This window comes from Clostridium muellerianum (assembly GCF_012926525.1).
GTDB lineage: Bacteria > Bacillota > Clostridia > Clostridiales > Clostridiaceae > Clostridium_AM > Clostridium_AM muellerianum.
In genome coordinates this window covers 93,730-115,752 of record NZ_JABBNI010000004.1, presented here as the reverse complement: position 1 = coordinate 115,752, position 22,023 = coordinate 93,730, and the positions used below count along the sequence as shown (strand labels likewise).

Annotated in this window: 26 protein-coding genes; 25 read left to right on the top strand and 1 reads right to left on the bottom strand. The window is 28.0% G+C overall.

Going from position 1 to position 22,023, the window contains the following annotated elements:
• Positions 1-13: 13 nt before the first annotated feature.
• The 13 genes from HBE96_RS01590 to HBE96_RS01530 all read left to right on the top strand — a co-directional run bounded on the left by HBE96_RS01590 (position 14) and on the right by HBE96_RS01530 (position 11,153).
• The gene (locus HBE96_RS01590) at positions 14-283 is read left to right on the top strand and encodes a YggT family protein (RefSeq protein ID WP_169296020.1); all 270 of its coding nucleotides are present in this window, start codon (positions 14-16) and stop codon (positions 281-283) included.
• A gap of 2 nt (positions 284-285) precedes the next feature.
• Complete coding sequence (locus HBE96_RS26095; RefSeq protein ID WP_169296019.1) at positions 286-1,056, top strand: YlmH/Sll1252 family protein; 771 nt, start codon at positions 286-288, stop codon at positions 1,054-1,056.
• 20 nt (positions 1,057-1,076) lie between these two features.
• Complete coding sequence (locus HBE96_RS01580; RefSeq protein WP_169296018.1) at positions 1,077-1,730, top strand: DivIVA domain-containing protein; 654 nt, start codon at positions 1,077-1,079, stop codon at positions 1,728-1,730.
• Positions 1,731-1,879: 149 nt separating this feature from the next.
• Entirely contained in the window at positions 1,880-2,953 is a 1,074-nt protein-coding gene (aroB, locus tag HBE96_RS01575; RefSeq protein ID WP_169296017.1) for a 3-dehydroquinate synthase, read from the top strand.
• 4 nt (positions 2,954-2,957) lie between these two features.
• Positions 2,958-3,650, top strand: a complete 693-nt coding sequence (locus HBE96_RS01570) for a 5'-methylthioadenosine/adenosylhomocysteine nucleosidase (RefSeq protein ID WP_169296016.1) — start codon at positions 2,958-2,960, stop codon at positions 3,648-3,650.
• Positions 3,651-3,662: 12 nt separating this feature from the next.
• Positions 3,663-4,469: a 3-deoxy-7-phosphoheptulonate synthase gene (gene aroF, locus HBE96_RS01565; RefSeq protein ID WP_169296015.1), complete on the top strand. Its 807-nt coding sequence runs from the start codon at positions 3,663-3,665 to the stop codon at positions 4,467-4,469.
• Between the two features lie 105 nt (positions 4,470-4,574).
• The gene (locus HBE96_RS01560) at positions 4,575-5,189 is read left to right on the top strand and encodes a TraR/DksA C4-type zinc finger protein (protein WP_169296014.1); all 615 of its coding nucleotides are present in this window, start codon (positions 4,575-4,577) and stop codon (positions 5,187-5,189) included.
• A 78-nt stretch (positions 5,190-5,267) separates the two neighbouring features.
• Positions 5,268-5,723, top strand: coding sequence for a signal peptidase II (gene lspA / locus HBE96_RS01555; RefSeq protein ID WP_169296013.1), 456 nt, complete (start codon positions 5,268-5,270; stop codon positions 5,721-5,723).
• Positions 5,713-6,630 (top strand): RluA family pseudouridine synthase, encoded by a 918-nt coding sequence (locus HBE96_RS01550; RefSeq protein ID WP_169296012.1) that lies wholly within the window; start codon positions 5,713-5,715, stop codon positions 6,628-6,630. Before lspA ends, HBE96_RS01550 begins: the two co-directional genes overlap by 11 nt.
• Positions 6,631-6,779: 149 nt before the next feature.
• Entirely contained in the window at positions 6,780-7,310 is a 531-nt protein-coding gene (pyrR, locus tag HBE96_RS01545; protein ID WP_169296011.1) for a bifunctional pyr operon transcriptional regulator/uracil phosphoribosyltransferase PyrR, read from the top strand.
• Between the two features lie 75 nt (positions 7,311-7,385).
• Positions 7,386-8,714 (top strand): uracil permease, encoded by a 1,329-nt coding sequence (uraA, locus tag HBE96_RS01540; RefSeq protein WP_169296010.1) that lies wholly within the window; start codon positions 7,386-7,388, stop codon positions 8,712-8,714.
• 66 nt (positions 8,715-8,780) lie between these two features.
• Positions 8,781-9,653, top strand: a complete 873-nt coding sequence (locus HBE96_RS01535; protein ID WP_169296009.1) for an N-acetylmuramoyl-L-alanine amidase family protein — start codon at positions 8,781-8,783, stop codon at positions 9,651-9,653.
• Between the two features lie 348 nt (positions 9,654-10,001).
• Complete coding sequence (locus HBE96_RS01530) at positions 10,002-11,153, top strand: THUMP domain-containing class I SAM-dependent RNA methyltransferase (protein ID WP_169296008.1); 1,152 nt, start codon at positions 10,002-10,004, stop codon at positions 11,151-11,153.
• Between the two features lie 44 nt (positions 11,154-11,197).
• Here the strand turns inward: HBE96_RS01530 and HBE96_RS01525 are convergent, their stop codons facing one another.
• Entirely contained in the window at positions 11,198-12,934 is a 1,737-nt protein-coding gene (locus HBE96_RS01525) for an Rqc2 family fibronectin-binding protein (protein WP_169296007.1), read from the bottom strand.
• Between the two features lie 293 nt (positions 12,935-13,227).
• Between HBE96_RS01525 and dapF the strand changes: the two genes are divergently transcribed.
• From dapF to HBE96_RS01465, 12 genes are all read left to right on the top strand, one after another.
• Positions 13,228-14,049, top strand: a complete 822-nt coding sequence (gene dapF / locus HBE96_RS01520; protein ID WP_169296006.1) for a diaminopimelate epimerase — start codon at positions 13,228-13,230, stop codon at positions 14,047-14,049.
• Positions 14,050-15,126, top strand: coding sequence for a hypothetical protein (locus HBE96_RS01515; RefSeq protein WP_169296005.1), 1,077 nt, complete (start codon positions 14,050-14,052; stop codon positions 15,124-15,126). It begins immediately after the preceding gene.
• A 242-nt stretch (positions 15,127-15,368) separates the two neighbouring features.
• Positions 15,369-16,874 (top strand): GspE/PulE family protein, encoded by a 1,506-nt coding sequence (locus tag HBE96_RS01510; protein WP_169296004.1) that lies wholly within the window; start codon positions 15,369-15,371, stop codon positions 16,872-16,874.
• A gap of 47 nt (positions 16,875-16,921) precedes the next feature.
• Positions 16,922-18,091, top strand: a complete 1,170-nt coding sequence (locus HBE96_RS01505; protein ID WP_243186795.1) for a type II secretion system F family protein — start codon at positions 16,922-16,924, stop codon at positions 18,089-18,091.
• A 29-nt stretch (positions 18,092-18,120) separates the two neighbouring features.
• Positions 18,121-18,513, top strand: coding sequence for a type II secretion system protein (locus HBE96_RS01500; RefSeq protein WP_169296003.1), 393 nt, complete (start codon positions 18,121-18,123; stop codon positions 18,511-18,513).
• Between the two features lie 65 nt (positions 18,514-18,578).
• Positions 18,579-19,046: a prepilin-type N-terminal cleavage/methylation domain-containing protein gene (locus tag HBE96_RS01495; RefSeq protein ID WP_169296002.1), complete on the top strand. Its 468-nt coding sequence runs from the start codon at positions 18,579-18,581 to the stop codon at positions 19,044-19,046.
• Positions 19,006-19,452 carry a prepilin-type N-terminal cleavage/methylation domain-containing protein gene (locus HBE96_RS01490; RefSeq protein WP_243186794.1) on the top strand — a complete coding sequence of 149 codons (447 nt, stop codon included), beginning with the start codon at positions 19,006-19,008 and terminating at the stop codon, positions 19,450-19,452. Before HBE96_RS01495 ends, HBE96_RS01490 begins: the two co-directional genes overlap by 41 nt.
• Positions 19,421-19,936, top strand: a complete 516-nt coding sequence (locus HBE96_RS01485; protein ID WP_342590144.1) for a competence type IV pilus minor pilin ComGF — start codon at positions 19,421-19,423, stop codon at positions 19,934-19,936. The genes HBE96_RS01490 and HBE96_RS01485 overlap by 32 nt, the downstream gene beginning before the upstream one ends.
• Positions 19,937-20,001: 65 nt before the next feature.
• Entirely contained in the window at positions 20,002-20,343 is a 342-nt protein-coding gene (locus HBE96_RS01480) for a hypothetical protein (RefSeq protein ID WP_169296000.1), read from the top strand.
• Positions 20,344-20,345: 2 nt separating this feature from the next.
• On the top strand, positions 20,346-21,107 hold the full coding sequence (locus HBE96_RS01475) for a hypothetical protein (RefSeq protein WP_206154787.1): 762 nt from the start codon (positions 20,346-20,348) through the stop codon (positions 21,105-21,107).
• Entirely contained in the window at positions 21,108-21,569 is a 462-nt protein-coding gene (locus HBE96_RS01470) for a hypothetical protein (RefSeq protein ID WP_169295999.1), read from the top strand.
• Positions 21,570-21,591: 22 nt separating this feature from the next.
• The gene (locus tag HBE96_RS01465) at positions 21,592-22,005 is read left to right on the top strand and encodes a hypothetical protein (RefSeq protein WP_169295998.1); all 414 of its coding nucleotides are present in this window, start codon (positions 21,592-21,594) and stop codon (positions 22,003-22,005) included.
• Positions 22,006-22,023: the final 18 nt, after the last annotated feature.

The window sequence follows — 22,023 nt, the reverse complement described above, 5'->3', positions numbered from 1 at the left end:
TTCGGAGGAGAAAATGATAAGTGGTACTTTGGCAGTGGCACTAGATTTATTATTTAGGTTTATTGAAGGTGCTATATTATTAGATGTGATTCTTTCATGGGTTATGCCTGGAAGAAATAATGGGTTTTTAGATTTGCTTCATGTATTTACAGATCCATTTATGATACCAGGAAGGAAAATTCAAGAGAAACTTATGCCAGGATTTATGATAGATTTTTCCCCTATAGTGGCGTTATTCATAGTAGATATATTAAGAAAGATTGCATTTACAATATTGCTATAATTGTGGATAAAAAAGGTTTTTTAAAAAAAGTAAGTTTCTTAGATAATAATGTAGTTTCCAGTATTTACGATAAAATTATTTTAGCACAAAAAATTAATAAAGTTATATGTACAGGAGAATTTTATACTCCACAAGTTTGGAAAACAATAGAATCTTTAAGCGAAGATATTGGTATAAATGTTTATTCTTACGGAGTGTTTGAAGATGCGGAAAGAAGAATTATAGCTTTTTCCAATGATAATGTATTATATTATCCTGTAAACCTTATTAAAGTTAAAGGAAAATCAAAATTTAACAATCTTAAACATAAGGATTATTTAGGAGCAATAATGGCATTAGGTATTAAAAGAGAAAAATTTGGCGATTTAATACTTAGTAATGATGAATGCTATGCAGCTGTACATGAAGAAATAGTTCAATACATAAAAATGAATTTAACAAGTATAGGTAAATCTAAGTGTACTGTTGATGTTTTAAACATATGTGATTGCAGAATTCCTAAATATGATTTTCAAGAAAGTGTTGTGAATGTTTCTTCCCTTAGAATTGATTGTGTAGTAAGTACTCTATGTAATATCGCAAGAGGTAAAGCTGAAGAACTAATAAGACAAGGTAAGGTGTTAGTAGATTATTCTGATGATTTTAGGAAGAATAAAATTTTGAAATTTAGCTCAATAATAACTATAAGAGGTTATGGAAAGTTTAAAATTGTAGAAGAAATTGGATGGACTAATAGTGGAAAAGTAAAAATCCTAGTAAAAAAATTTATTTGATTTGAGGTGAGGAGCTCACAATGAATATAACATCAATGGATATAACAGAAAAGGAATTTAAAAAAGTTTTAAGAGGGTATAGTATAGAAGAAGTAGATGAATTTTTAGATAAGATAGCTGAACAGTATGAAGTACTTTATAAAGAAAATTTAACCAATAAAGAAAAACTTTCAAGTATACAAGATAAGATAGAACATTATAATAAGATGGAAAATACTATACAAAATACTTTGATTTTAGCACAAAATGCTTCCGAACAAGCTAGAGAAAACGCAAAAAAAGAAAGTGAGTTAATATTAAAAAACGCTAATGAAGCAGCTCAAAGAATAATTGATAAGGCTCATAGTGATGTTATTCAAATTACTGATGAATTTGAAAGAATGAAACAGGAATTTTCTAAGTTTAGAACTAAATTTAGAAGTTTTATGGAATCTCAGTTAGAGATGTTTGACGATATGGAAAAAGAATTTGTTAAAAATTATAATATAGGTTATGAGAGCAGCGAGAATGTGAGTGAAGCTGTGAAAAGTAATGAAATTAGAGAAAAAGGAATAGAAATTATTCCAGAAGAAAATTCAAATAGTTCTTTACTTACAAGAGATGAAAATTTAAGATCAGAGCTTTATAATAATGAAAATGAATTAGAAGAAATTAAAAACTTTTTTGTAAAATAAAAAATCCCACTCGTTAGAGTGAGATTTTTTATTTTACGTATGATACATTAATACATATTTTAGTATTGTTTTCTTTTATGTGTCTTAAATAGAAATAACTAATATATGGTATAATATATATGTGTTTTGCAGTAAAGGTGGTGAAATAGATGAAGGAAATGATTGCCATGACAGGCAGTAGTAAGTATAGAGTATATATAGATAACAACATGAACAAGTTTCATACACTATTTGAAGAAAATAAAATAAAAATAAGTGAAAAAATTTTTATTTTTACAGATGATTTAGTTTATAAATTACATAGAGATATTATAGAATGTATTAAAATGGAAACTAATTGCAGGATTTTGTGTATTCCTCAAGGTGAACCGAAAAAAAATATAAATACAATAGAAGTGTTATATGACTTTCTTTTAGAAAATGGTGCTAATAAAAATAGTATTATTATAGCTTTTGGAGGAGGGCTTATTGGTGATTTAGCAGGCTTTGCTGCATCTACATATATGGAAGGAATAAAGCTTATAAATGTACCAACAACTCTTTTAGCACAGGTGGACAGCTGTATTGCTGGAAAAGTAACATTTAATTATAAAGGAATTAAAAATCTAATAGGAAATTTTTATAATCCTATATATGTATACATATGTACTGGGTTTTTAAAAACTTTAAATAACAGACAGTTTAAAGATGGACTTGGCGAAGCAATTAAATATGGGATAATTAAAGATAAAGAATTATTAAGTTTTTTAAGTTCAAATTATAAGCATATATTAGAGAGAGAAAACGATAAGTTAACTCATATAGTAAAAGAGTGTTTAAGAATAAAGTTAGAAGTGGTATCTGAAGATAAAGGATTAATGGATATATTAAATTTTGGTCATAATATAGGGTATGGAATAGAAACCACATCTAATTTTAATATATCTCATGGAGAGGCAGTTGGGCTTGGAATTCTAACTTCTTTAAAATTATCTGAAAATAAATTTTCTATATCTTCTGACATATATAATAAAGTAGAAAGCATAATGTCAAAGTTTGGTTTGCCTGTAAAGTATAAAGTTGACAATTATTCTTCATTTATGTATGCTATTAATCATGATAAGAAAAATAATGAAAAAATAAGATTTGTACTTTTAAAAGATATAGGAAAGTGCGAAGTAAAGGTAGAGGTTAGTGAGAAAGAAATTATCACAGCCTTAAAAGAAAGTGTAAGTAGGGGGTAAAAAGATGGTAATAGGTATAATCGGAGCTATGGATGAAGAGCTAGAAATTTTATTAAGAGAGATGAAGTTAGATAGAAAAGAAATGAAAGCTAATATGCTTTTCAATTCAGGAAAAATTTATAATCAAGAAGTAGTTGTTGTTAGAAGTGGTATTGGTAAAGTAAATGCAGCCATATGTACCCAAATTCTGATAGATGATTTTCAAGTAGATAAAGTTATAAATGTTGGTATAGCAGGAGGTATTGGCAAAGCTGTATATCCAGGAGATATAGTTATAGCTAATAATCTTGTTCAACATGATATGGATGCTTCAGCGTTTGGAGATCCTATAGGACAAATTCCAAGGTTAGATACTTTTGATTTTAAATGTGATATTGACCTTATAGAAAGAGCTAAAGCAGCTTGCGGTAAAATAGAAAATGGTAAAAGTTTTGTTGGAAGAATAGTAACAGGAGATCAATTTATCGCTGATACAGAAAAAATAAGATGGTTAAATGAAAAATTTGAAGCATTAGCTTGTGAAATGGAAGGTGGAAGTATTGCACAGGTGTGCCACCTAAATAAAGTACCTTTTGTAGTTTTAAGATCTATATCTGATAATGCTAATAATGGGGCTCATATGGACTATGAGAAATTTTCACGAATAGCCATAAAAAATTCAACAAGTATTTTAAAGAATATGCTTATGAATATGTAAGGTGAATTTTGCATGAAAAAGTTATTGGTTGATAAAAATAATAATGATAATATAAAAGTTAAAGTTAAAGATGTGTTTTTTGGCGGAAAAGAAAAAGTTATTATATCTGGACCATGTTCTGTAGAAAGCCCAGATATAATGATTGATATAGCAAGGAATCTAAAACTTTTAGGGGTACATATTTTAAGAGGAGGTGCTTTTAAACCGAGAACATCTCCTTATGACTTTCAGGGACTTCAATATGAAGGATTGAAAATATTAAAAGAGGTTGGAATGGAAGTTAATCTACCTGTAGTTACAGAAGTTATGGATGCAAGAGATTTAGACGAAGTTATTAAATATGCGGATATGTTGCAAATAGGTTCCAGAAATATGTATAACTACACCTTGCTTAGGGAAGTAGGAAAATCGGGAATGCCAGTGCTTCTGAAAAGAGGACTTAGTGCCACTATAAATGAATGGGTGAATGCGGCTGAATATATTATGATGGAAGGCAACTTTAATGTGGTATTATGTGAAAGAGGCATAAGGACATTTGAGAATTATACAAGAAATACTTTAGATTTAAATAGTGTAGCAGTAGTAAAACAAAAATATAGAATTCCAGTTATTGTAGATCCAAGTCACGGCACAGGGCGGAGAGAACTTGTTGCTGCCATGAGTTTTGCAGCAGTAGCTGCAGGAGCAGATGGACTTATAATAGAAAGCCATGTAAATCCTGATAATTCTATATCAGATGCTACACAAACGGTATCTATAGATAGTGTTAAAGATATAATTTGTAAGATAAAAAAGTTGGAAACAATTTTACAAAATTAATTTCATTGTATAATTATTTCCATAACCTTAGAATAAATAAAATATTTTTAGTAAAAATAAAAATAGGTTATTTTTACTCTATAATGAGAAAGGAGTTCTGGGGTTATGAATAATGAAAGATTGGAATATTTCAGAAGAAAGTTAGAATTGGAGAAAAAGAGAGTATATAAATTACTAAAGCAGATGGAGGAAAATGAAACTATTAATTCCAACGCTGAATTATCGTCAGAGTTATCTTTCTATGATAATCATCCTTCAGATATTGCTACTGAAATTTTTGATAAAGAAAGAGGATTGGCATTTAAGGGCAACGAAGTAGCTATTATAAAAAAAATAGATAATTCACTTGCAAATATAGATAAGGGAACTTATGGAAAGTGCAGTATATGTGGCAAGGATATAAAAGAAGAAAGATTAGAATTTATTCCTTATACAGATCATTGTGTGAAATGTCAAAAATGGATTAGTAATTCTTATTCAGATGAAAAAAGGAATACACCTATAGAAAAACAAGAACCTGGTTATCCTTTTGGTTATGGATACAATGATTATGGTAATAGGATAGATCAAGTAGGTTATGATGCAGAAGATAGTTATCAAGATGTAGGAAGAATTAATAGGATAAAAAATGTACTAGATGTATATACTGATGAAGATGTGGAATATGTAGAGCCAATAGAAAAAATAAGCAATGAACAGTATAAAAATCAACTACCATAATAGTTAAGTTGGGGAAAGTTAGCAGGAGGCATTAAAGGCTCCTGTTAACTTTTGCTAAATTTTAAAGGGGGGATGCAAATGGAATTTTTAATAATAATCCTGGGATTAATATTAGATAGAATCACTAAACTATGGGCTCTTAAGGAACTATCACAAACATCTGGAGTGGTTATAATAAAAGATTTTTTCGGCTTTTTTTATTTAGAGAATAGAGGAGCTGCATTTGGTATTCTGCAAAATAAGGTAATGCTTTTAAGTATAGTTACGTCTATTGTTATGTTAAGTATAATTTATTACATTGTAAAATATAAGCCAACCTCTAAAATATTAAGGATAAGTTTAGCATTAATAATAAGTGGGGCTGTAGGAAATTTAATAGACAGAATCTTTTATAAATATGTAGTAGATTTTATAACAGTACACTATAAGGATATATATTATTTTCCTACTTTTAATATAGCTGATACTTTAGTAGTACTGGGAACTATACTATTAGCAATTTATTTAATAAAGGAAGATAAATATGGAAACTAGAGAATTTATTATAGATGAAAGTTCAGAAAATATTAGATTGGACGTATTTTTATCAGGAGAGATGGAGGATAAATCCAGATCATACATACAAGGTCTTATAGAAAAATCTCAGATAAAAGTAAATGGAATTTTAAAAAAGAGCAATTACAAATTAAAGCTAAAGGATATAGTACATATCAGTATACCTGATCCTGTAGGATTAGATATAGAACCTGAGGACATACCTCTTGATATAGTTTATGAAGATAGTGATGTAATTGTAGTAAATAAGCCTCAGGGTATGGTAGTACATCCAGCTTCAGGTGTTTATACGGGAACGTTAGTCAATGCTCTTTTAAATCATTGTAAAGATTTATCAGGTATAAATGGAGTAACAAGACCAGGTATAGTACATAGGATAGATAAAGATACTTCTGGTGTATTAGTAGTAGCTAAAAATGACAGAGCACATAATAAGTTAGCAGAGCAGCTTAAAGATCATTCTATGACAAGATCTTATATAGCTTTGGTAGAAGGAATTTTAAAAAAAGATGAAGGTACTATAGATGCACCTTTAGGAAGACATCCAGTAGAAAGAATAAAAATAGCAGTAGTTAAAAATGGTAAAGATGCAGTAACTCACTATAAAGTATTAGAAAGATTTAAAAATGCTACTCTTGTGGAATGTGTGTTGGAAACTGGTAGGACTCATCAAATAAGAGTACATATGGCTCATATAGGACATCCTTTAATTGGTGATCCAGTTTACGGATATAAAAAACAGAGATTTAATTTGAATGGGCAAATGCTTCATGCTAAAAAATTAGGTTTTATACATCCTAGTACTAATGAATATATTGAATTTACATCAGATTTACCAGAATACTTTAAAAAAATATTAAATATTTTAAAAAATGAATTGAAATAAAAAAAATACTGTGGTATCATAGTTAAAGATATAATTTAATAATGTACCTTTAATGTGATCCTGTGAGGTCATAAGGCAAATCTGTATGTATATAAGTGCGCTCATGATCACAATCATGAGCTTTTTTATGTAATGAGGAGGGAATTTTTATGAATATTAAAGCAGTTGTTTTAGATGATAAAGGTATAAAAAGAACTTTAACTAGAATATCTCATGAAATAATAGAAAAAAATAAGGGAGTAGAGGATATTATTCTTGTAGGCATAAAAAGAAGAGGATATCCTATAGCTCAAAGAATTTCAAAAATAATAGAACAGATTGAAGGCATAAAAGTTCCTGTAGAAAGCGTTGATATTACTCTTTATAGAGATGATTTAACTGATTTATATGATCAACCTAAAATAAAGGATATAGATTTAATTGATGTAGAAGGTAAAAAAGTAATATTAGTAGATGATGTAATATATACAGGAAGAACAGTTAGAGCTGCTATTGATGCTGTTATACATGCAGGAAGACCTAAGGTAATACAACTTGCAGTATTAATAGATAGGGGGCATAGAGAACTTCCAATAAGGTCTGACTATGTTGGAAAAAATATACCGACTTCTAGAGATGAGGTAGTGTCAGTGGAAATTTCTGAAATGGATGGAGTTGACATTGTAAAAATTAAAGAATAATAAGAATGTAAGTAATCATTTAAGTTAATTATAATTTTAAATTAGTCCAGTGAGGCTAAAAAAGGAGGAAATTAAATGAAAAATTTTGTAGATGTTGAGGAAAGATTGCCTATAGGAGTTACTATTCCTTTGAGTTTTCAACATCTTTTTGCTATGGTTGGTGCTACAATACTTGTTCCTATTATTACAGGAATGAGTCCATCTATTGCTCTTTTCTGTAGTGGAATAGGTACACTTTTATATATAATTTGTACTAAAGCTAAGCTTCCAGCGTATATTGGTTCATCCTTTGCATTTATAGCACCTATGATGGTAGCTTCAAAGAATTATGGACCAGAAGCTATGCTTTCAGGAGTTTTAGCAGCAGGTATGGTTTATATTATTGTAGCCATTATAATCAAGTTTTGTGGAATAGAGTGGCTTAACAAAGCATTACCACCAGTAGTAGTAGGATCTATAGTTATTGTTATAGGTTTGGGACTAGCAGCAACTGCTATAAATTGGGCAGGTTTAAATTCAACTTATACAGATGCATCACTTCAAAGTGTGCCAAGATGGGCATGGATTACAGTATCCATGATTACATTAGGTGTGGGTATAATTGGAAGTATGTATTTTAAGGGTTTTTTAGGAGTAATACCAATACTTATAGCAATTATAGTAGGATATATATCAGCATTGTGTTTAGGAATTATTCCTCATAAGGCAATGGAAGCAATAGTAACTGCAAAATTATTTAGACTTCCTCCATTTATGACGCCTAAATTTAATTTAAATGCTATGATGCTTATGGCTCCAGTGTCTTTTGTAACATTAGCAGAGCACATAGGACATGTATATGTTACAAATAATGTAGTAGGAAGAGACTTTACTAAAGAGCCGGGTCTTCATAGATCAATTCTAGGTGATGGTGTGGCTACTATGTTTGCTGGATTTGTTGGAGGTCCTCCTAATACAACATATGGAGAAAATATAGGAGTTATGGCTATAACAAAGGTATATAGTGTTTGGGTAATAGGTGGAGCTGCAATAATAGCAATAATACTTTCATTTATAGGACCTGTAGCAGCTGTAATTGAAAATATGCCACTTCCTGTTATGGGTGGTGTAAGTATATTACTCTTTGGTATAATAGCTTCATCGGGATTTAGAGTATTTGTAGAAGATAAAATAGATTTTAGTAAAAAGAAAAATTTAATATTGTCTTCAGTTATTATAGTAATAGGAATAGGTGGAGCAGCAGTTAAATTTAAATTTAATGGATCAGATGTGGAAATAGCAGGGGTAGCATTAGCTACTTTAGTAGGAGTAATATTAAACTTAATATTACCTGATGTAAGCGCAACTGAAAAAGATGATCTAAAAATTGATTTACAATCTCAGCCGGATAAGGCTGTAGTATAATAGAAGCCAGATAACTGTGAATTTTACAGTTATCTGGCACAAATTTTTTTAGGGGGAAATAAGATAATGAAAAAAAAATTAGGTTTTGCAGCTGGATTAATAGTAGTTATTCTAATTTCAATATTTGCGTTTCAATTACATAGTTCAGCAATAAAAAGTAAAAAAGAGGCAGCAGCGGTGGAAAAAAAGGTAGATACTAAGCAAACTAAAGTAAGTACCAATAATAAAACTAATGTAAATAAGAATGATGAAAAAGCTAAAAACGCTACTTCAGATGTAAATAACACTCCAAGTGTAAAGCAAAAGGTAATAGTAGTAGATCCTGGACATGCTAATAAGTCTAATTTGGAAAAAGAACCCATATCCCCTGGTTCAGCGGAAATGAAAATAAAGGATGGTGGAGGAGCTGAAGGTGTAGTTACTAAGACCCCAGAATATAGTGTAAACATGAAAGTATCAATGAAATTAAAAGCTTTATTAGAAAAAGAAGGATACATAGTGAAAATGACTAAAACTGAGGACTCTCAAAGTTTAGGTAATGTAGAGAGAGCAGAAATAGGAAATAAGGAAAATGCAGATTTAGTTATAAGAATACATGCTGATTCAAGTGATAGTAGTAGTGCTAATGGAGCATCAATGCTTGTACCCGAACCTATAAATGAAAATACTAAAAGCATAAATGAGAAAAGTATGTATTATGGGAAAACAGTTTTAAATACTTTAGTATCTGAAGTAGGTATGAATAATAGAGGTGTTGTACAAAGAAATGACATGACAGGTTTTAATTGGTCTAAGGTACCTGTAATTTTAATAGAAATGGGTTTTTTATCTAATCCCCAGGAAGACCAATTGTTATGCTCTGATGATTATGAAAACAAATTAGCGCAAGGATTAGCTCATGGAATTGACGCAGCAGTTAAGGCATCTTCAAAAAAATAACAAGGTCAAATGATAGTTTGTTTTTTGTACTACTGCATGGTCCGAACCCTTAGATAGAATAAACTATCTGAGGGTTCGGTATTTTTGTATTACAAAAAGTATCTGTCGCATATTAGCTTTGTTATTTTCTTTCGGATACCTAAATAGTACTTTTAAAATTTACTAAATATGAGTATAATTATGTTGACATAAGTCTATTAGTGTAAATAGTAAACTATCAATAAATCTTACTTAGTGAGGTTTGATGAATTATCTAAAGGTGTAGCTACTGTTAGCTCCTACTTTGATAGAAGTAAGTGAATTAAGGGGGTAGCCATCGGATAAAATAAATGTACTTGGAGGAATAAAATGAATTATACATTAATTGCTACAGCCACTTTTGGATTAGAAGCTGTAGTGGCAAAGGAATTAAAGGAACTTGGATACTATGATTTAAAAGTAGAAAATGGAAAAGTAACCTTTGAGGGTGATGAAAGAGATATAGTAACTTGTAATATGTGGCTTAGAACTGCAGATAGAGTATTGATACAAATGTCAGAATTTAAAGCGGAAAGTTTTGAAGAATTATTCCAGGGTACTTTAGCAGTAGATTGGGGAAAGTTTATGCCTATAGATGCTTTTATGCATGTAGTTGGTAAATCTGTAAAATCTACATTATTTAGTGTGCCTGATTGTCAGTCTATAGTAAAAAAAGCAGTGGTAGAGGCTATGAAAAGAGAATACAATATAGAACAATTTAGTGAAGATGGAGCAGAGTATAAAATAGAAGTTGCAATTCTTAAAGACATAGTTACATTGACAGTGGATACATCAGGTTCAGGACTACACAAAAGGGGATATAGAGCGCTTGCAGGCGGAGCTCCTATGAAAGAAACATTAGCTGCAGCTTTGGTGCTTTTAAGTAAGTGGGAGCCCTCTAGGATTCTTGCAGATCCTATGTGTGGATCAGGTACAATAGCTATTGAAGCTGCTCTTATAGGTAAAAATATAGCACCTGGACTAAATAGAAATTTTGTTTGTGAAAAATGGAATATAATACCCGAAAAGATATGGGAAGAAAGTAGGAAGTTTGCTAGAAATGCTATAAATAACAAGGAAGTCAAAATATTAGCTTCAGATATAGATGGAAGTGTAATCAGAATTGCTAGACAAAATGCTGAAAAAGCAGGAGTAGCAGATTGTATAGCTTTCCAAAAGATTCCCGTAAAAGAATTTAGTTCAAAGAAAAGATATGGATTTATAATATGCAATCCACCTTATGGTGAAAGATTAGGTGAAACTAGAGAAGTAGAGCAGGTTTATAGAGAACTAGGTAATGTTTTCAAAAGTTTAAATGATTGGTCATGTTTTACTATAACTTCTCATTCAGAGTTTGAAAAGTATTTTGGATTAAAATCTGATAAAAATAGAAAGCTTTATAATGGAAGAATAAAATGCTACTATTATCAATATTTTGGACCAAAACCAGAAAAGCAAAAAGAATTTGAGACAACAAAATAAGAATAATGCGAAGCTTTGCTTCGCATTATTTTTATCTTAAAAACTTATTGTAGTTGCTCTATAGATGGTTTTTCGGGATCTATAAAAATGGTTTTGTTTGTATAATAGATTACCATTCCAGGTTTAGAGCCATTGGGTTTATGCACATTTTTAACTTCAGTGTAATCTACAGCTACTTTTGTAGAATCTTTAGATTTGCTATAGAAGGCAGCTAACTTAGCAGCTTCTTCTAAAGTTTTATCTGGTACATTTCCAAAGTTTTTTACTATTACATGGGAACCAGGGATGTTTTTAGTATGCATCCATATATCCCTTTTCTCTGCAAATTTTAAAGTTAAATAATCATTTTGAAAATTATTTTTTCCTACATATATTTCAATGCCATCACTAGATATAAATTTCATAGGTTTTAAAGCTTTTACTTTTTTATTGTTAGAAGCTTTTTTAAATTTTAGGTATCCAGTTTCCATTAGTTCTCTTTTAATTTCTTCTATGCTTTCATAGTCTTCTGAATTCTTTATGTTAGTCAGTACGGATTGTAGATAATCTACGTCTTTTTTTGTAAGATCTATCTGTATTTTAGCAGCTTCTTCAGTTTTCTTAAGTTTATTATATTTTTTAAAATAATGTTGAATGTTTTGAGACGGAGTTTTATTTTCATCTAGTTTAATGTCTATATAATCCATATTTTCATCGTAATAATTTTGAAGTTTAGCAATGCGGTCACCTTTTTTTATAGAATAAATATTAGCAGTTAAAATTTCACCATATATTTTATAGGTATCTCTACTTTTGCATTCATTAAGACTATTTTCTAATATATCTATTTTTTTATAGCATCTTTCTAAATTTACATTTATAAGTTTTTGCAAGTCAGAACTTTTGTTATTTAATCTGTCATGTTTATCTTTAGCAAAGTAAAATTCTTCTAAAAGTTCTGATGGTGATGAGTAAGTTTTTTCACTGTAATCTTTAAGCCTACTTAGCTTTTTACAGTAAAAGTCTTTCATTGCACCATTTAGTGAATAGGATGCAAAGTAGTAATTTTCATTGGTTATGCTATTAAAGTTTTTTTTGGTTAAGTCATATATATAATCTAAATTAATTTCAGAAAACTCTCTTTCTTCAGAAGTAAATTCATAAAATAGTTCATTTGAAAACTGAGAACTTACACCTGTAAAAACTTTAGAAAAAAAGCTTTTCTCGTATTTTACATTATTTTTTTGTATGAAGGTTTTAAATTCTTCTATATCATAATTAAAAGGATTTATTTTAGGAGAATTAGGTGGAAATACATATTTGATACCAGGATATAAAAATCTCACGGTATTTATTTCTGGTGTAATATGCTTTATACTATCCATAATAAATTCATCTCTATGGCGAACCAATGTTATATTACTGTGCCTTCCCATAATTTCTATAACTAGAGTATAAATGCTATTAAAACCTAATTCATCTGTGCTTTCAAAATCTAAAAAAACTACTCTATCAGCATCTAGTTGTCTTATATTTATTAATTTTCCAGTGGTTATATGTTTTCTCAAAACCATGCAGAACAGAGGAGGTTGCATAGGGTTCGTTTTAGATAATTTAGTAAGGTGAATTTTAGGATAAACAGGGCTAGCGCTTATTAAAAGTTTATAAGTTTTTCTTTCATTCTTTATGGATAGAATTATCTCGTCCTTTTCAGGTTGATTTATCTTTTCTACTCTTCCGTTTAATAAATATTTTTTTAGTTCATCTATTATGCTGTGTATAAAAATGCCATCTAAGGCCATACATCATCATCCTTTCTGTAAGCTAAATCAGCTAATTTGTACATATTCGTATATCTATAGTATTATATCATTTTGAAATTTTAAAATAAAGGTTGTGCATAATTTGTACATAGTAAATAAATTGCAAGAATTTAATGTCTTGCAAATGATACAAAATGTTAATAAAACAACTTTTTAATAAATTATTGATAAATTTAACTTGTAGTAGTAAACTTATTTTAAAGTTTTGATAATTTACTAGAAATATATTAAAATTATAAATGATTTTATAACAAGAAGGGTGGGTAATTATAGTGAAGTTTACTAAAATGCAGGGAACAGGAAATGACTTCATAATTATAGATGATAGAAAAAATAGTTTTGTAGGTAAAGAGGGAGAATTAGCTAAAAGGCTTTGTGATAGAAAATTTGCAATAGGTGCAGATGGAATATTATTAGTAAGAGATAGTGAAATTGCACAAATAAAAATGATTATAATGAACGCAGACGGTTCGTATGCTTCTATGTGTGGAAACGGTATAAGATGTTTTGCAAAATATGTATGGGATGAAAATATAGTTAATGGGGAATCTATAACAATAGAAACAGGTGATGGTGTAAAGAAGGCTATTTTGCACTTAGAAAACAACAGTATAAAAGAAGTAACTATTAGTATGGGTGCTCCTTCTTTTAAAGTGGAACAAATACCTGCAAAGTTTGATGAGGAAGTTATAAATAAAAGAATAAAAATAAATAATAAAGAGTATAATATAACAAGTATGTTTATGGGAGTTCCTCATACAGTTATATTCGGAAAATTGGAAGATTACGATATAGAAGAAGGAAGATCTGTAGAAAAATTCGAATTTTTTCCAGAAGGAACAAATGTTAATTTTTGTGAAGTATTAGATAGAAACAAAATTAAAGTAAAGACTTGGGAGAGAGGAGCAGGTCCTACTTTAGCTTGTGGAACAGGATGTTCTGCGTCTGTGGTAGCTTCTAATAGATTGGCATTTACAGGCGAAAGTGTAGAAGTTCAAGTACCAGGAGGAAAACTTTTTATAGAAATAAAAGATAATGGAGTTTTTATGACTGGTCCTGCAGTAGTTTCTTTTAAAGGGGAATATGAATTGTAAATGAAATTTTGGTTTAAAACTGTAATTTTAATCACTACATTTTTAATAGGTTTAACTTTTACTTCATGCAGTGCCAAAAAGGATACAAAAGTAGAAGTGGATAATATACCTAAGTATTCAGAGGTTACTGTGCTTGAAAACAGTAATGGAAGCTTTAATGCTTTTAGAGTACAAGATAAAACTCTAAATTCTATTGGTACTGCTGATAATATTAGAGAAATGTCATATAATATTAAAAGTTCAGTTTATGCACAGTCTATAAATGTATTAAATGGTGAGAATTCTAATAAAAACGTTATAGATATAAATGCATCAGGAAAAAGAACTCAGTTAAAAGATTTTTATTCTGCAATAGATTTGAAATTAAGTGACAGTGGAAGCAAGTTAGCTTTTAGAACATTTAAAAGTAATTCGCTGGAAAGTGCAGAAGGAATGAAGGTATATGACATAAAAAACAATAAATATTTAAAGTTAAAATCAGAAGTTTTGATTTCTGGAAATCTCTATCAGTGGATAGATGAAAATAGAATAATCTATTATGGAAGTATAGAGGGGCAAAAGAATTCACAGAAAATATATGTGTATGATTTTAATAAGGATAAAGAAGAAGTTTATTTAAATGATATAAATGGAACATGTATATATTTTATTGCTATGAAAAATGGCATTTTGATTTTAAGCAGACAGAGGGACACTCAGCAGTTATATTATTATAATATAGAAGATAAGATCAGTAAAAATATAAGTAATAATATAAGTGAAATATATAAATCTATTACAAAATATAAAGATGGAGAAGTTTTCTTTTTAGGTAGCGAAGAAGGTCAGACAAATGCATTATATATGTTTTCAAATGCAGATTTTACTTTAAAAAGGGTTACTTATGACTTTCCTAAGAATATAGATATATCCTCAGGTTTAGCAGTAGATAGTCAAGAAAATGTATATTTTTGTGGTATGGAAAATGCTGAAGAAAATAACAAAAAGGATGTATTTATGTATGATAGAAAAGAAGGTTCACTAAATTTAATATCTACTGAAGAAGGAAATTATAGTGTTTATAGTGAAACTAAGTAAGGTTTAAAAATAAGTTTGCTTTAAAATATTTCTTTAGTATAGGGTTTAGTACTATTAATTTAGTACTAAACCTTATTTGATTAAAAGGAAAAGATGAATGTTAGGCATCTTTAAAAATAACAAGGCTAAATGTTAGTCTATTTTTTTGTAAATTTCAATATAACTAATTTGTTTAGAAACAAATAACTTGGTTATAATTTTAAATGTTAACATTATGAAGGGAGGTTTTAGAAAATTTAACTATGGAAAATGAACGATTAGAAAATATTCATTTGGAAACTGTTAGTATAGAAGATGAAGTAGTAAAAAGGGTACCAGAAAACATTGCTAGAGAAAATTGCTTAATAGCTTTTAAAGAAAACAATGGATGCTTGAATATTGCTATTAATAAAGAACCAGATATTTTCTTAAAAGACGAATTGAAATTTATAAGCAATAAAGAATTGAAATTTTTTTATGAAGACAAAAATATAATAATAAATGCAATAAATACTTATTATTGCAAATGCAGTATGGAAAAAGCTATAAAGACTATTAAGACTGAAAAAGAATTTTATAACACCAAAAATCATTACCAATTTAAAAATGATGAAAGTTTACAGGAAGCACCAGCAGTTAAAATTATTAATTCTATAATAAATGCAGCTATATCAGAAAGAGCCAGTGATATTCATTTAGAGCCATTTCAGAATGATATTTTAGTTAGGTTTAGAATAGATGGCATAATAAACTATTTTACTAAAATACCTAAAGATATATATTCTCTTGTTTGTACAAGACTTAAAATAATGGCTTCTATAGACATTTCAGAAAAAAGAATACCTCAGGATGGTAAAATTAAGTATACTTATGAAAATGAAAATTATGATTTCAGAATTTCTATACTTCCTACCATATTAGGTGAAAAAATAGTCATAAGAATATTATACAAGTCTAAAGATATAAAAGTTCTAGATTCTCTAGGTTTTTTTGAAAAGGATGTTGCAGCTATAAGAAATATGATTAGAAATTCACATGGAATTATTTTAGTAACAGGACCTACTGGAAGTGGGAAAACTACAACTTTATATTCTATACTCAACACTTTAAATAAAATGGAAAACAATATTACAAGTATAGAAGATCCTGTAGAATGTATTGTAGACAACATAAATCAAGTTAAGGTTAATAATAAGATTGGTTTTACTTTTGCACAAGGACTTAAAAGTATATTGAGACAAGATCCAGATGTAATAATGATAGGAGAAATAAGAGATGAAGAAACTGCACATATAGCAATAAGAGCGGCAATAACTGGACACTTAGTTTTAAGTACATTGCATACTAATAGTGCAATAGAATCAGCACTTAGATTATTAGATATGGGAATTCCTTCGTATTTTATAGAGGATGCTTTAGTTGGAGTAATAGCACAAAGATTAGTGAGAAAAATATGTCCTTATTGCAGGAAAGCTTATTACCCATCAGATTGTGAAAGAAAATATTTAAATTTAGATTCAAGTGTAAAATTGTACAAGGGAACAGGATGTTATAAATGCAGAGGTACTGGTTATAAAGGCAGAACAGTAGTTTATGAAATAATAGATATAAGAGATATAAAAGACTTCAATATTATAAGTAAAAAGTATACCCAAGTTGCAGATAATTCTAATTTAAATAAATACATAACATCAATGAGAGATAATTGCATAGAGCTTATAAAAAAGGGTGTAACAACTTATGATGAGCTTATGAGATTAAATTTTTAAAAGAAGAAAGGAGAAGTACCATATTTATCAATTATAAAGCTGTAAATATGCAGGGAAATAAAGTTAGTGGAAAATATAGAGCTGAAAGTGTAAAAGATTTAAATAATGTTCTTAGAGAAAAAGATTATTTTTTATTAAACTATAGGATTGATAAAAACATATTAAAAACAATATTTTTTAGAAAAGCTAACTTTCAAGATATAAGTTTATTGTGTAATAATTTAAGTGAAATGATAGCTTCAGGGCTTCAAATATCAGAAGTTTTTAATATGGTTTGTACCGAAAGTAGAAAAGAAGTAATAAAGGAAAGTATGCATAATGTACAAAGAAACATAGAAAGAGGGGAAACAATATATGAAAGTATAAAAAAGTTTTCTAATATATATCCTTTATTTATGATACAAATGATTAAAATAGGAGAAGAGTCAGGAAAGTTAGAAATAGTGCTTAAAGAATTATCAGAATATTACGCAAAAAGACATAAAACATTCAATAAAATAAAAGCTGCATTATCATATCCAATCATGGTTTTAATTACATCTATATTAATGCTTACTTTTTTAATGATGAAAATAGTACCAGAATTTACAGGTATTCTTTCCAGCACAGGAGGCAATATTCCAATTTTAACATCTACAATTTTGTGGTTTTTTACATTTTTTAAAGACAAATTTTTTATTACAAATTTAGTGTTAATTATAGCTATGTTTATTTTATATAAGTTCAGTAAAACTTTTAAAGGAAAAATATATTTTGATAGGTTAAAATTAAGTTTTCCTATTATAGGTAATATCTATAGTAAGTTTTTGGTTAGTGAATTTAGCAAATCTTTAGCATTACTTATTTCTGCAGGTATTCCTATAATTAAAGCGTTAGATATATGTGTAAGTACAATACAAAATAAAGTTTTAGAGCAGAAGGTTCAAAATTCTATTAGAAATATAAGAAAAGGAGAGAGTATATATGTTTCTTTTAAAAAGCAAGGTATAGGAAATCCTACTTTTTTAAATTTAATAAGGATTGGAGAAATTTGCGGAACCTTAGAATCTATGTTGTTTAAAATATCAAGTATTTTTGAATATGAAGTTGAAGATAGGTTAAAGAAAATGGTGAATTTTATAGAACCAGTAACAATACTAATTTTAGCTGTTTTTATAGGAGTAGTTGTGGTAGGGGCTCTTCTTCCTATATTTAATATTACGGATTCAATAGATTAAAGTGAGAAAGGTGTTGGAGAAATAAAATAATGAAAAATTTTTATAAGCATAAGGGTTTTACACTAATAGAACTTATGCTGGTTATAACAATAATTTTAATATTAATGGGAGTTTTAATACCTAAAGTTTCAGCATATCAACAAAAAGCTAGAAATGCTAAAGCTGTAAGTGCTGCAAAACAAATACAAACTGCAGCTATGTCTAGTTATGGCAATAATGATGGCAATTTTAATGAATCTGATGTAACTAGTACTATAAATGAACTTACTTCAGTAGAAGCCATTAATAATGTTACTGTAGATGGTGAAAGTATTAATATCGGTTATAAGAGTGATGGTAGGGATTGTTCTGTAGAAATAAATACAGGTAACAATACATGTATAGTCAATTGTGAAGGACAGCAAATATTTCCTAGAAAATAATTTAAAATTGTAAAACTAAAGCTTAGAACATAGAAAAATAGATATAAATAAAGGTTTGTAAAATTATGAGAAAGAACAAATTAAAGGGATTTATGTTAATAGAATTAATGTTGGTGATTACTATAATTTCAATATTATTAAGTTATAGTTTCTTAAGCTTATCAGGTTTGAATACATTGAAGAATGATATAGAGGCTGAAACTTTTGGTAATGTAATGGTGAACTTTATTAATACCTCAAGAGAATATTGTAGAAGTAAGAGAAAGGGGGGACACATATACTTAAACGTGGATAGAGAGTGCTTAACTTTAAATTGTGGTTTAGAAGAGGTTAATAGACTGCCGTTGCCTGCTAAATTTACCTTAAGCATAGGAAGAACAGGTAAAGAAATTAAAATAGATAACAAAGGCATGACTGGAGATGCTTGTACTATAATTTTTAAGGATAGGAAAGGAAAAAGACACTATGTAACAGTATGTGTTGGGACTGCTTATGTTGATTTTAAAGAAGAAAGAGGGATTTACTCTTATTGAAGTGTTATGTACTATTACCTTATTTTCAGTTTTATTTGCTGTGTGCTTAAATATACAATTAAAAACATCAAAATTAAAAAAGTACAATGAAAGTATAATGAGATATTCACTATGTATGGAGTACATAAAAAACAATATGATTTACAATTTTAGTTATAGTGATATACAAAGTTTAAAAAATCAAGGTAAGTGCTATTGCCCGATAGCAAAGTATAAATTAGATGATTTTACAGGTAGAAATTTAAATGATTTATTTACACAAAATAAGCCTAAAGATAAACCATATTTAATTATGCAGGTAGAAGGAGATAAAGTATATAAAGTTAATTTAAAACTTTATACTCAGATAATTAAAAAGGAAAGGATCATGGAGTGTGGATTTTATAAGGGAAGTTATAAAAAATAAAATTCATATAAGGAATAAAGTTTATATAAAAAAAGGATTTATGTTAATAGAACTTATGCTAGTAATTTCATTAATAGGTATTATAACATCTGTTCAAGCAGTTGTTATGGGGAGATATATGAAGATTCATAGACAGGAAATAAATTCTAGTAGAGAATCCTTTTATATAAATGAAGCTTTTATGATAATTCAGCATGAAATAGATGATGGAAGGTATATAAAAATAAAAGGTGATAATGTAATTGTAATAAGATCTAATAAAGGAAGGTTTGATTACATAAGAAAGGATAAAGATTCAGATATAATAATAAGTTATGGTTCAGAGTATTTTTCAACACCCAATAATATACTTAAGAATATTAAAAATTTCAATGTAAAAAAGGATAAGCATGTAATGTATATATCTATAGAAACCAAGAAAGGTAATGTGTATAAAAGATGTTTTCCAATAGAGAGAGAAAAAGAACAAGAGGGTTTATCTTAATATATGTAACATTTATAGTTACTTTATGTATTTTTATAGCTTTAAATTGCTTTAAGTTAGAAGTTTTGAAAAGAGAAAATAATTTAAATATGGAAAAGGGTGTATTAAAAGCTGAATGTACTCAAAAAGTTAAAGAATATATATTTACTGAATTAGATGAACTATTATACAAAACCGTTACGAATTTAACAGATGATGGACTAAAAGAATATTTAAATTCTTTATCAGGTCCTGTAGTAACATATGAAAATTCATATGTTAAATATAATAAGGAAGAAAACTGTTTTGAAGTTGTGTATTATGTAAATAGTAGATTTTGTAGAGAAGAATTATATGAATATAAGGTAAAAAATAATTCTATTTTTTATAATTGTATAGATTGCATTTTCGAAGAAGGAGGTAAATGAAAATGATAAAAAATGGTATATTGCAGGTTTATGATGAAGGTTTTATATATAGAGATATTGTGAAAAAAAGTTTTATAAATAAAATAAGGGGAAATAAGTGGAAAGAGAGCTTAGGGATTAAAGTCAAAAATATAGATGATATTAAAGTTGAACTTAGAAATAAAAATATTTTTGTTATTGTACAAGGAGAACAAGTATATGTAAAGCTTATAGAAGTTCCTAAGGTAGGGAGGAAAAAACTTTATTCTGTTATTAAGAGCGAACTTGAATATCGTTTTAAAAATATGGATATGGATAAAATAATGTTTACATATGATGTGTTTAAGGATAATGGCAAAAGCTTAGATGTAATTGTATTTTGTTTAAATTGGGATAAAGATAATGCTATAGAAAAATGTGTGAAAAAGGGAGGCAGCATAAAGGGTATATATCCTATACAATTTTGTATTTTAAACAATTATAAAAAATTAATAAGGGAACATGAGTATATTTTTACTTTTTTATATGAATATAAACTTTATCTTTTAGCTTGCGTAAATGGAAAAATATTAGCAAATAGTGTGATAAAGAGTTTTGATAAAGATAGTATTCAAGAAAACATAGATAAATTTAAGGAAAATTGTGAGGTGAATGGTATATTTAAAAATTTAAATAACATTTTTTTACTGAATTTGCCTTATGAGGATTTAATACAAAAGCTTTCATTGAAATACAACTGTAGTGATCTTGGAACTATATGTAAAGATAAGTTGGAGGTAATATAATTGAAATGCTTATTTTTTTTGCCTGATTGGTATTTAAAAAAAATAAAAGTAAAAAAAATAAAATTTTTAAAGATATTTATAATTATATTTTTTACTATGGATTTAATGCTTGTCGATATGATTATGTTAAACAAAAATAGTATAAGGGATATAAATGAAAAAATTAATGAAAAAACTATTTCATTAAAAGCAGAGCATGATGAAAAAAGAAAATTATATAATAAGAATAATCAAACATTAGATTCGTTTTTTAAATTTGAAGAAAGTATTTATGAAACAGGTAAATTCAAAAGTGTATGTGTAGAAAATAAAAGTGTAGATATTAAATTTAATTTGGAACAAGTAGATTTTATAGCACTTATAAAGAAAGTTGAAAATAGTAATAAATTTAATATAAAATATGTTCATGTTTCCTGTAATAATAAAGATAATTTGAGTCAAATAACACTACAACAAAAATGACAGAAGGGGGACATAGATTAGTATGAATAAAGAAGAAAAATATAAAGTTATATTAGTTATTTGTATTACTTTTTTTATAGTATTTTTATTTTATAATTATTTTTTTATTAGGCAGAAGTTTAAATATAACACAAAATTAAGTAATTTAGAACAGATAGAAAAAAGTAAAGAGGCAGATTCTAGAAGTATTGAATGCAGTGATATTGTAAGATTTTTGCAGGATGAACAAGGAATAGAAGAAATAAAATTTAATAATAAGAAAAGTTCCGAAGTGACAGAAATTGAAGTTAAGAACAATTGGGATGTTCTAAAAACAACAGATGTGTTCAAAAAAATACAAAATAAAAATATGTCTACGGATATTAAAAAATTGTATATAGAAAAAGGCATTGGAGACGGGATAATGACCCAAATAAATATGAAAGTTCAGAAATAAAAATGAAATTTCAATATA

Excerpts from the sequence above, each read along its gene's own strand:
- HBE96_RS01590 (WP_169296020.1), top strand. The coding sequence starts at position 14 with ATGATAAGTGGTACTTTGGCAGTGGCACTAGATTTATTATTTAGGTTT.
- HBE96_RS01580 (WP_169296018.1), top strand. The coding sequence starts at position 1,077 with ATGAATATAACATCAATGGATATAACAGAAAAGGAATTTAAAAAAGTT.
- aroB (WP_169296017.1), top strand. The coding sequence starts at position 1,880 with ATGAAGGAAATGATTGCCATGACAGGCAGTAGTAAGTATAGAGTATAT.
- HBE96_RS01570 (WP_169296016.1), top strand. The coding sequence starts at position 2,958 with ATGGTAATAGGTATAATCGGAGCTATGGATGAAGAGCTAGAAATTTTA.
- aroF (WP_169296015.1), top strand. The coding sequence starts at position 3,663 with ATGAAAAAGTTATTGGTTGATAAAAATAATAATGATAATATAAAAGTT.
- HBE96_RS01560 (WP_169296014.1), top strand. The coding sequence starts at position 4,575 with ATGAATAATGAAAGATTGGAATATTTCAGAAGAAAGTTAGAATTGGAG.
- lspA (WP_169296013.1), top strand. The coding sequence starts at position 5,268 with ATGGAATTTTTAATAATAATCCTGGGATTAATATTAGATAGAATCACT.
- HBE96_RS01550 (WP_169296012.1), top strand. The coding sequence starts at position 5,713 with ATGGAAACTAGAGAATTTATTATAGATGAAAGTTCAGAAAATATTAGA.
- pyrR (WP_169296011.1), top strand. The coding sequence starts at position 6,780 with ATGAATATTAAAGCAGTTGTTTTAGATGATAAAGGTATAAAAAGAACT.
- uraA (WP_169296010.1), top strand. The coding sequence starts at position 7,386 with ATGAAAAATTTTGTAGATGTTGAGGAAAGATTGCCTATAGGAGTTACT.
- HBE96_RS01535 (WP_169296009.1), top strand. The coding sequence starts at position 8,781 with ATGAAAAAAAAATTAGGTTTTGCAGCTGGATTAATAGTAGTTATTCTA.
- HBE96_RS01530 (WP_169296008.1), top strand. The coding sequence starts at position 10,002 with ATGAATTATACATTAATTGCTACAGCCACTTTTGGATTAGAAGCTGTA.
- HBE96_RS01525 (WP_169296007.1), bottom strand. The coding sequence starts at position 12,934 with ATGGCCTTAGATGGCATTTTTATACACAGCATAATAGATGAACTAAAA.
- HBE96_RS01515 (WP_169296005.1), top strand. The coding sequence starts at position 14,050 with ATGAAATTTTGGTTTAAAACTGTAATTTTAATCACTACATTTTTAATA.
- HBE96_RS01510 (WP_169296004.1), top strand. The coding sequence starts at position 15,369 with ATGGAAAATGAACGATTAGAAAATATTCATTTGGAAACTGTTAGTATA.
- HBE96_RS01505 (WP_243186795.1), top strand. The coding sequence starts at position 16,922 with ATGCAGGGAAATAAAGTTAGTGGAAAATATAGAGCTGAAAGTGTAAAA.
- HBE96_RS01500 (WP_169296003.1), top strand. The coding sequence starts at position 18,121 with ATGAAAAATTTTTATAAGCATAAGGGTTTTACACTAATAGAACTTATG.
- HBE96_RS01495 (WP_169296002.1), top strand. The coding sequence starts at position 18,579 with ATGAGAAAGAACAAATTAAAGGGATTTATGTTAATAGAATTAATGTTG.
- HBE96_RS01490 (WP_243186794.1), top strand. The coding sequence starts at position 19,006 with ATGTTGATTTTAAAGAAGAAAGAGGGATTTACTCTTATTGAAGTGTTA.
- HBE96_RS01475 (WP_206154787.1), top strand. The coding sequence starts at position 20,346 with ATGATAAAAAATGGTATATTGCAGGTTTATGATGAAGGTTTTATATAT.
- HBE96_RS01465 (WP_169295998.1), top strand. The coding sequence starts at position 21,592 with ATGAATAAAGAAGAAAAATATAAAGTTATATTAGTTATTTGTATTACT.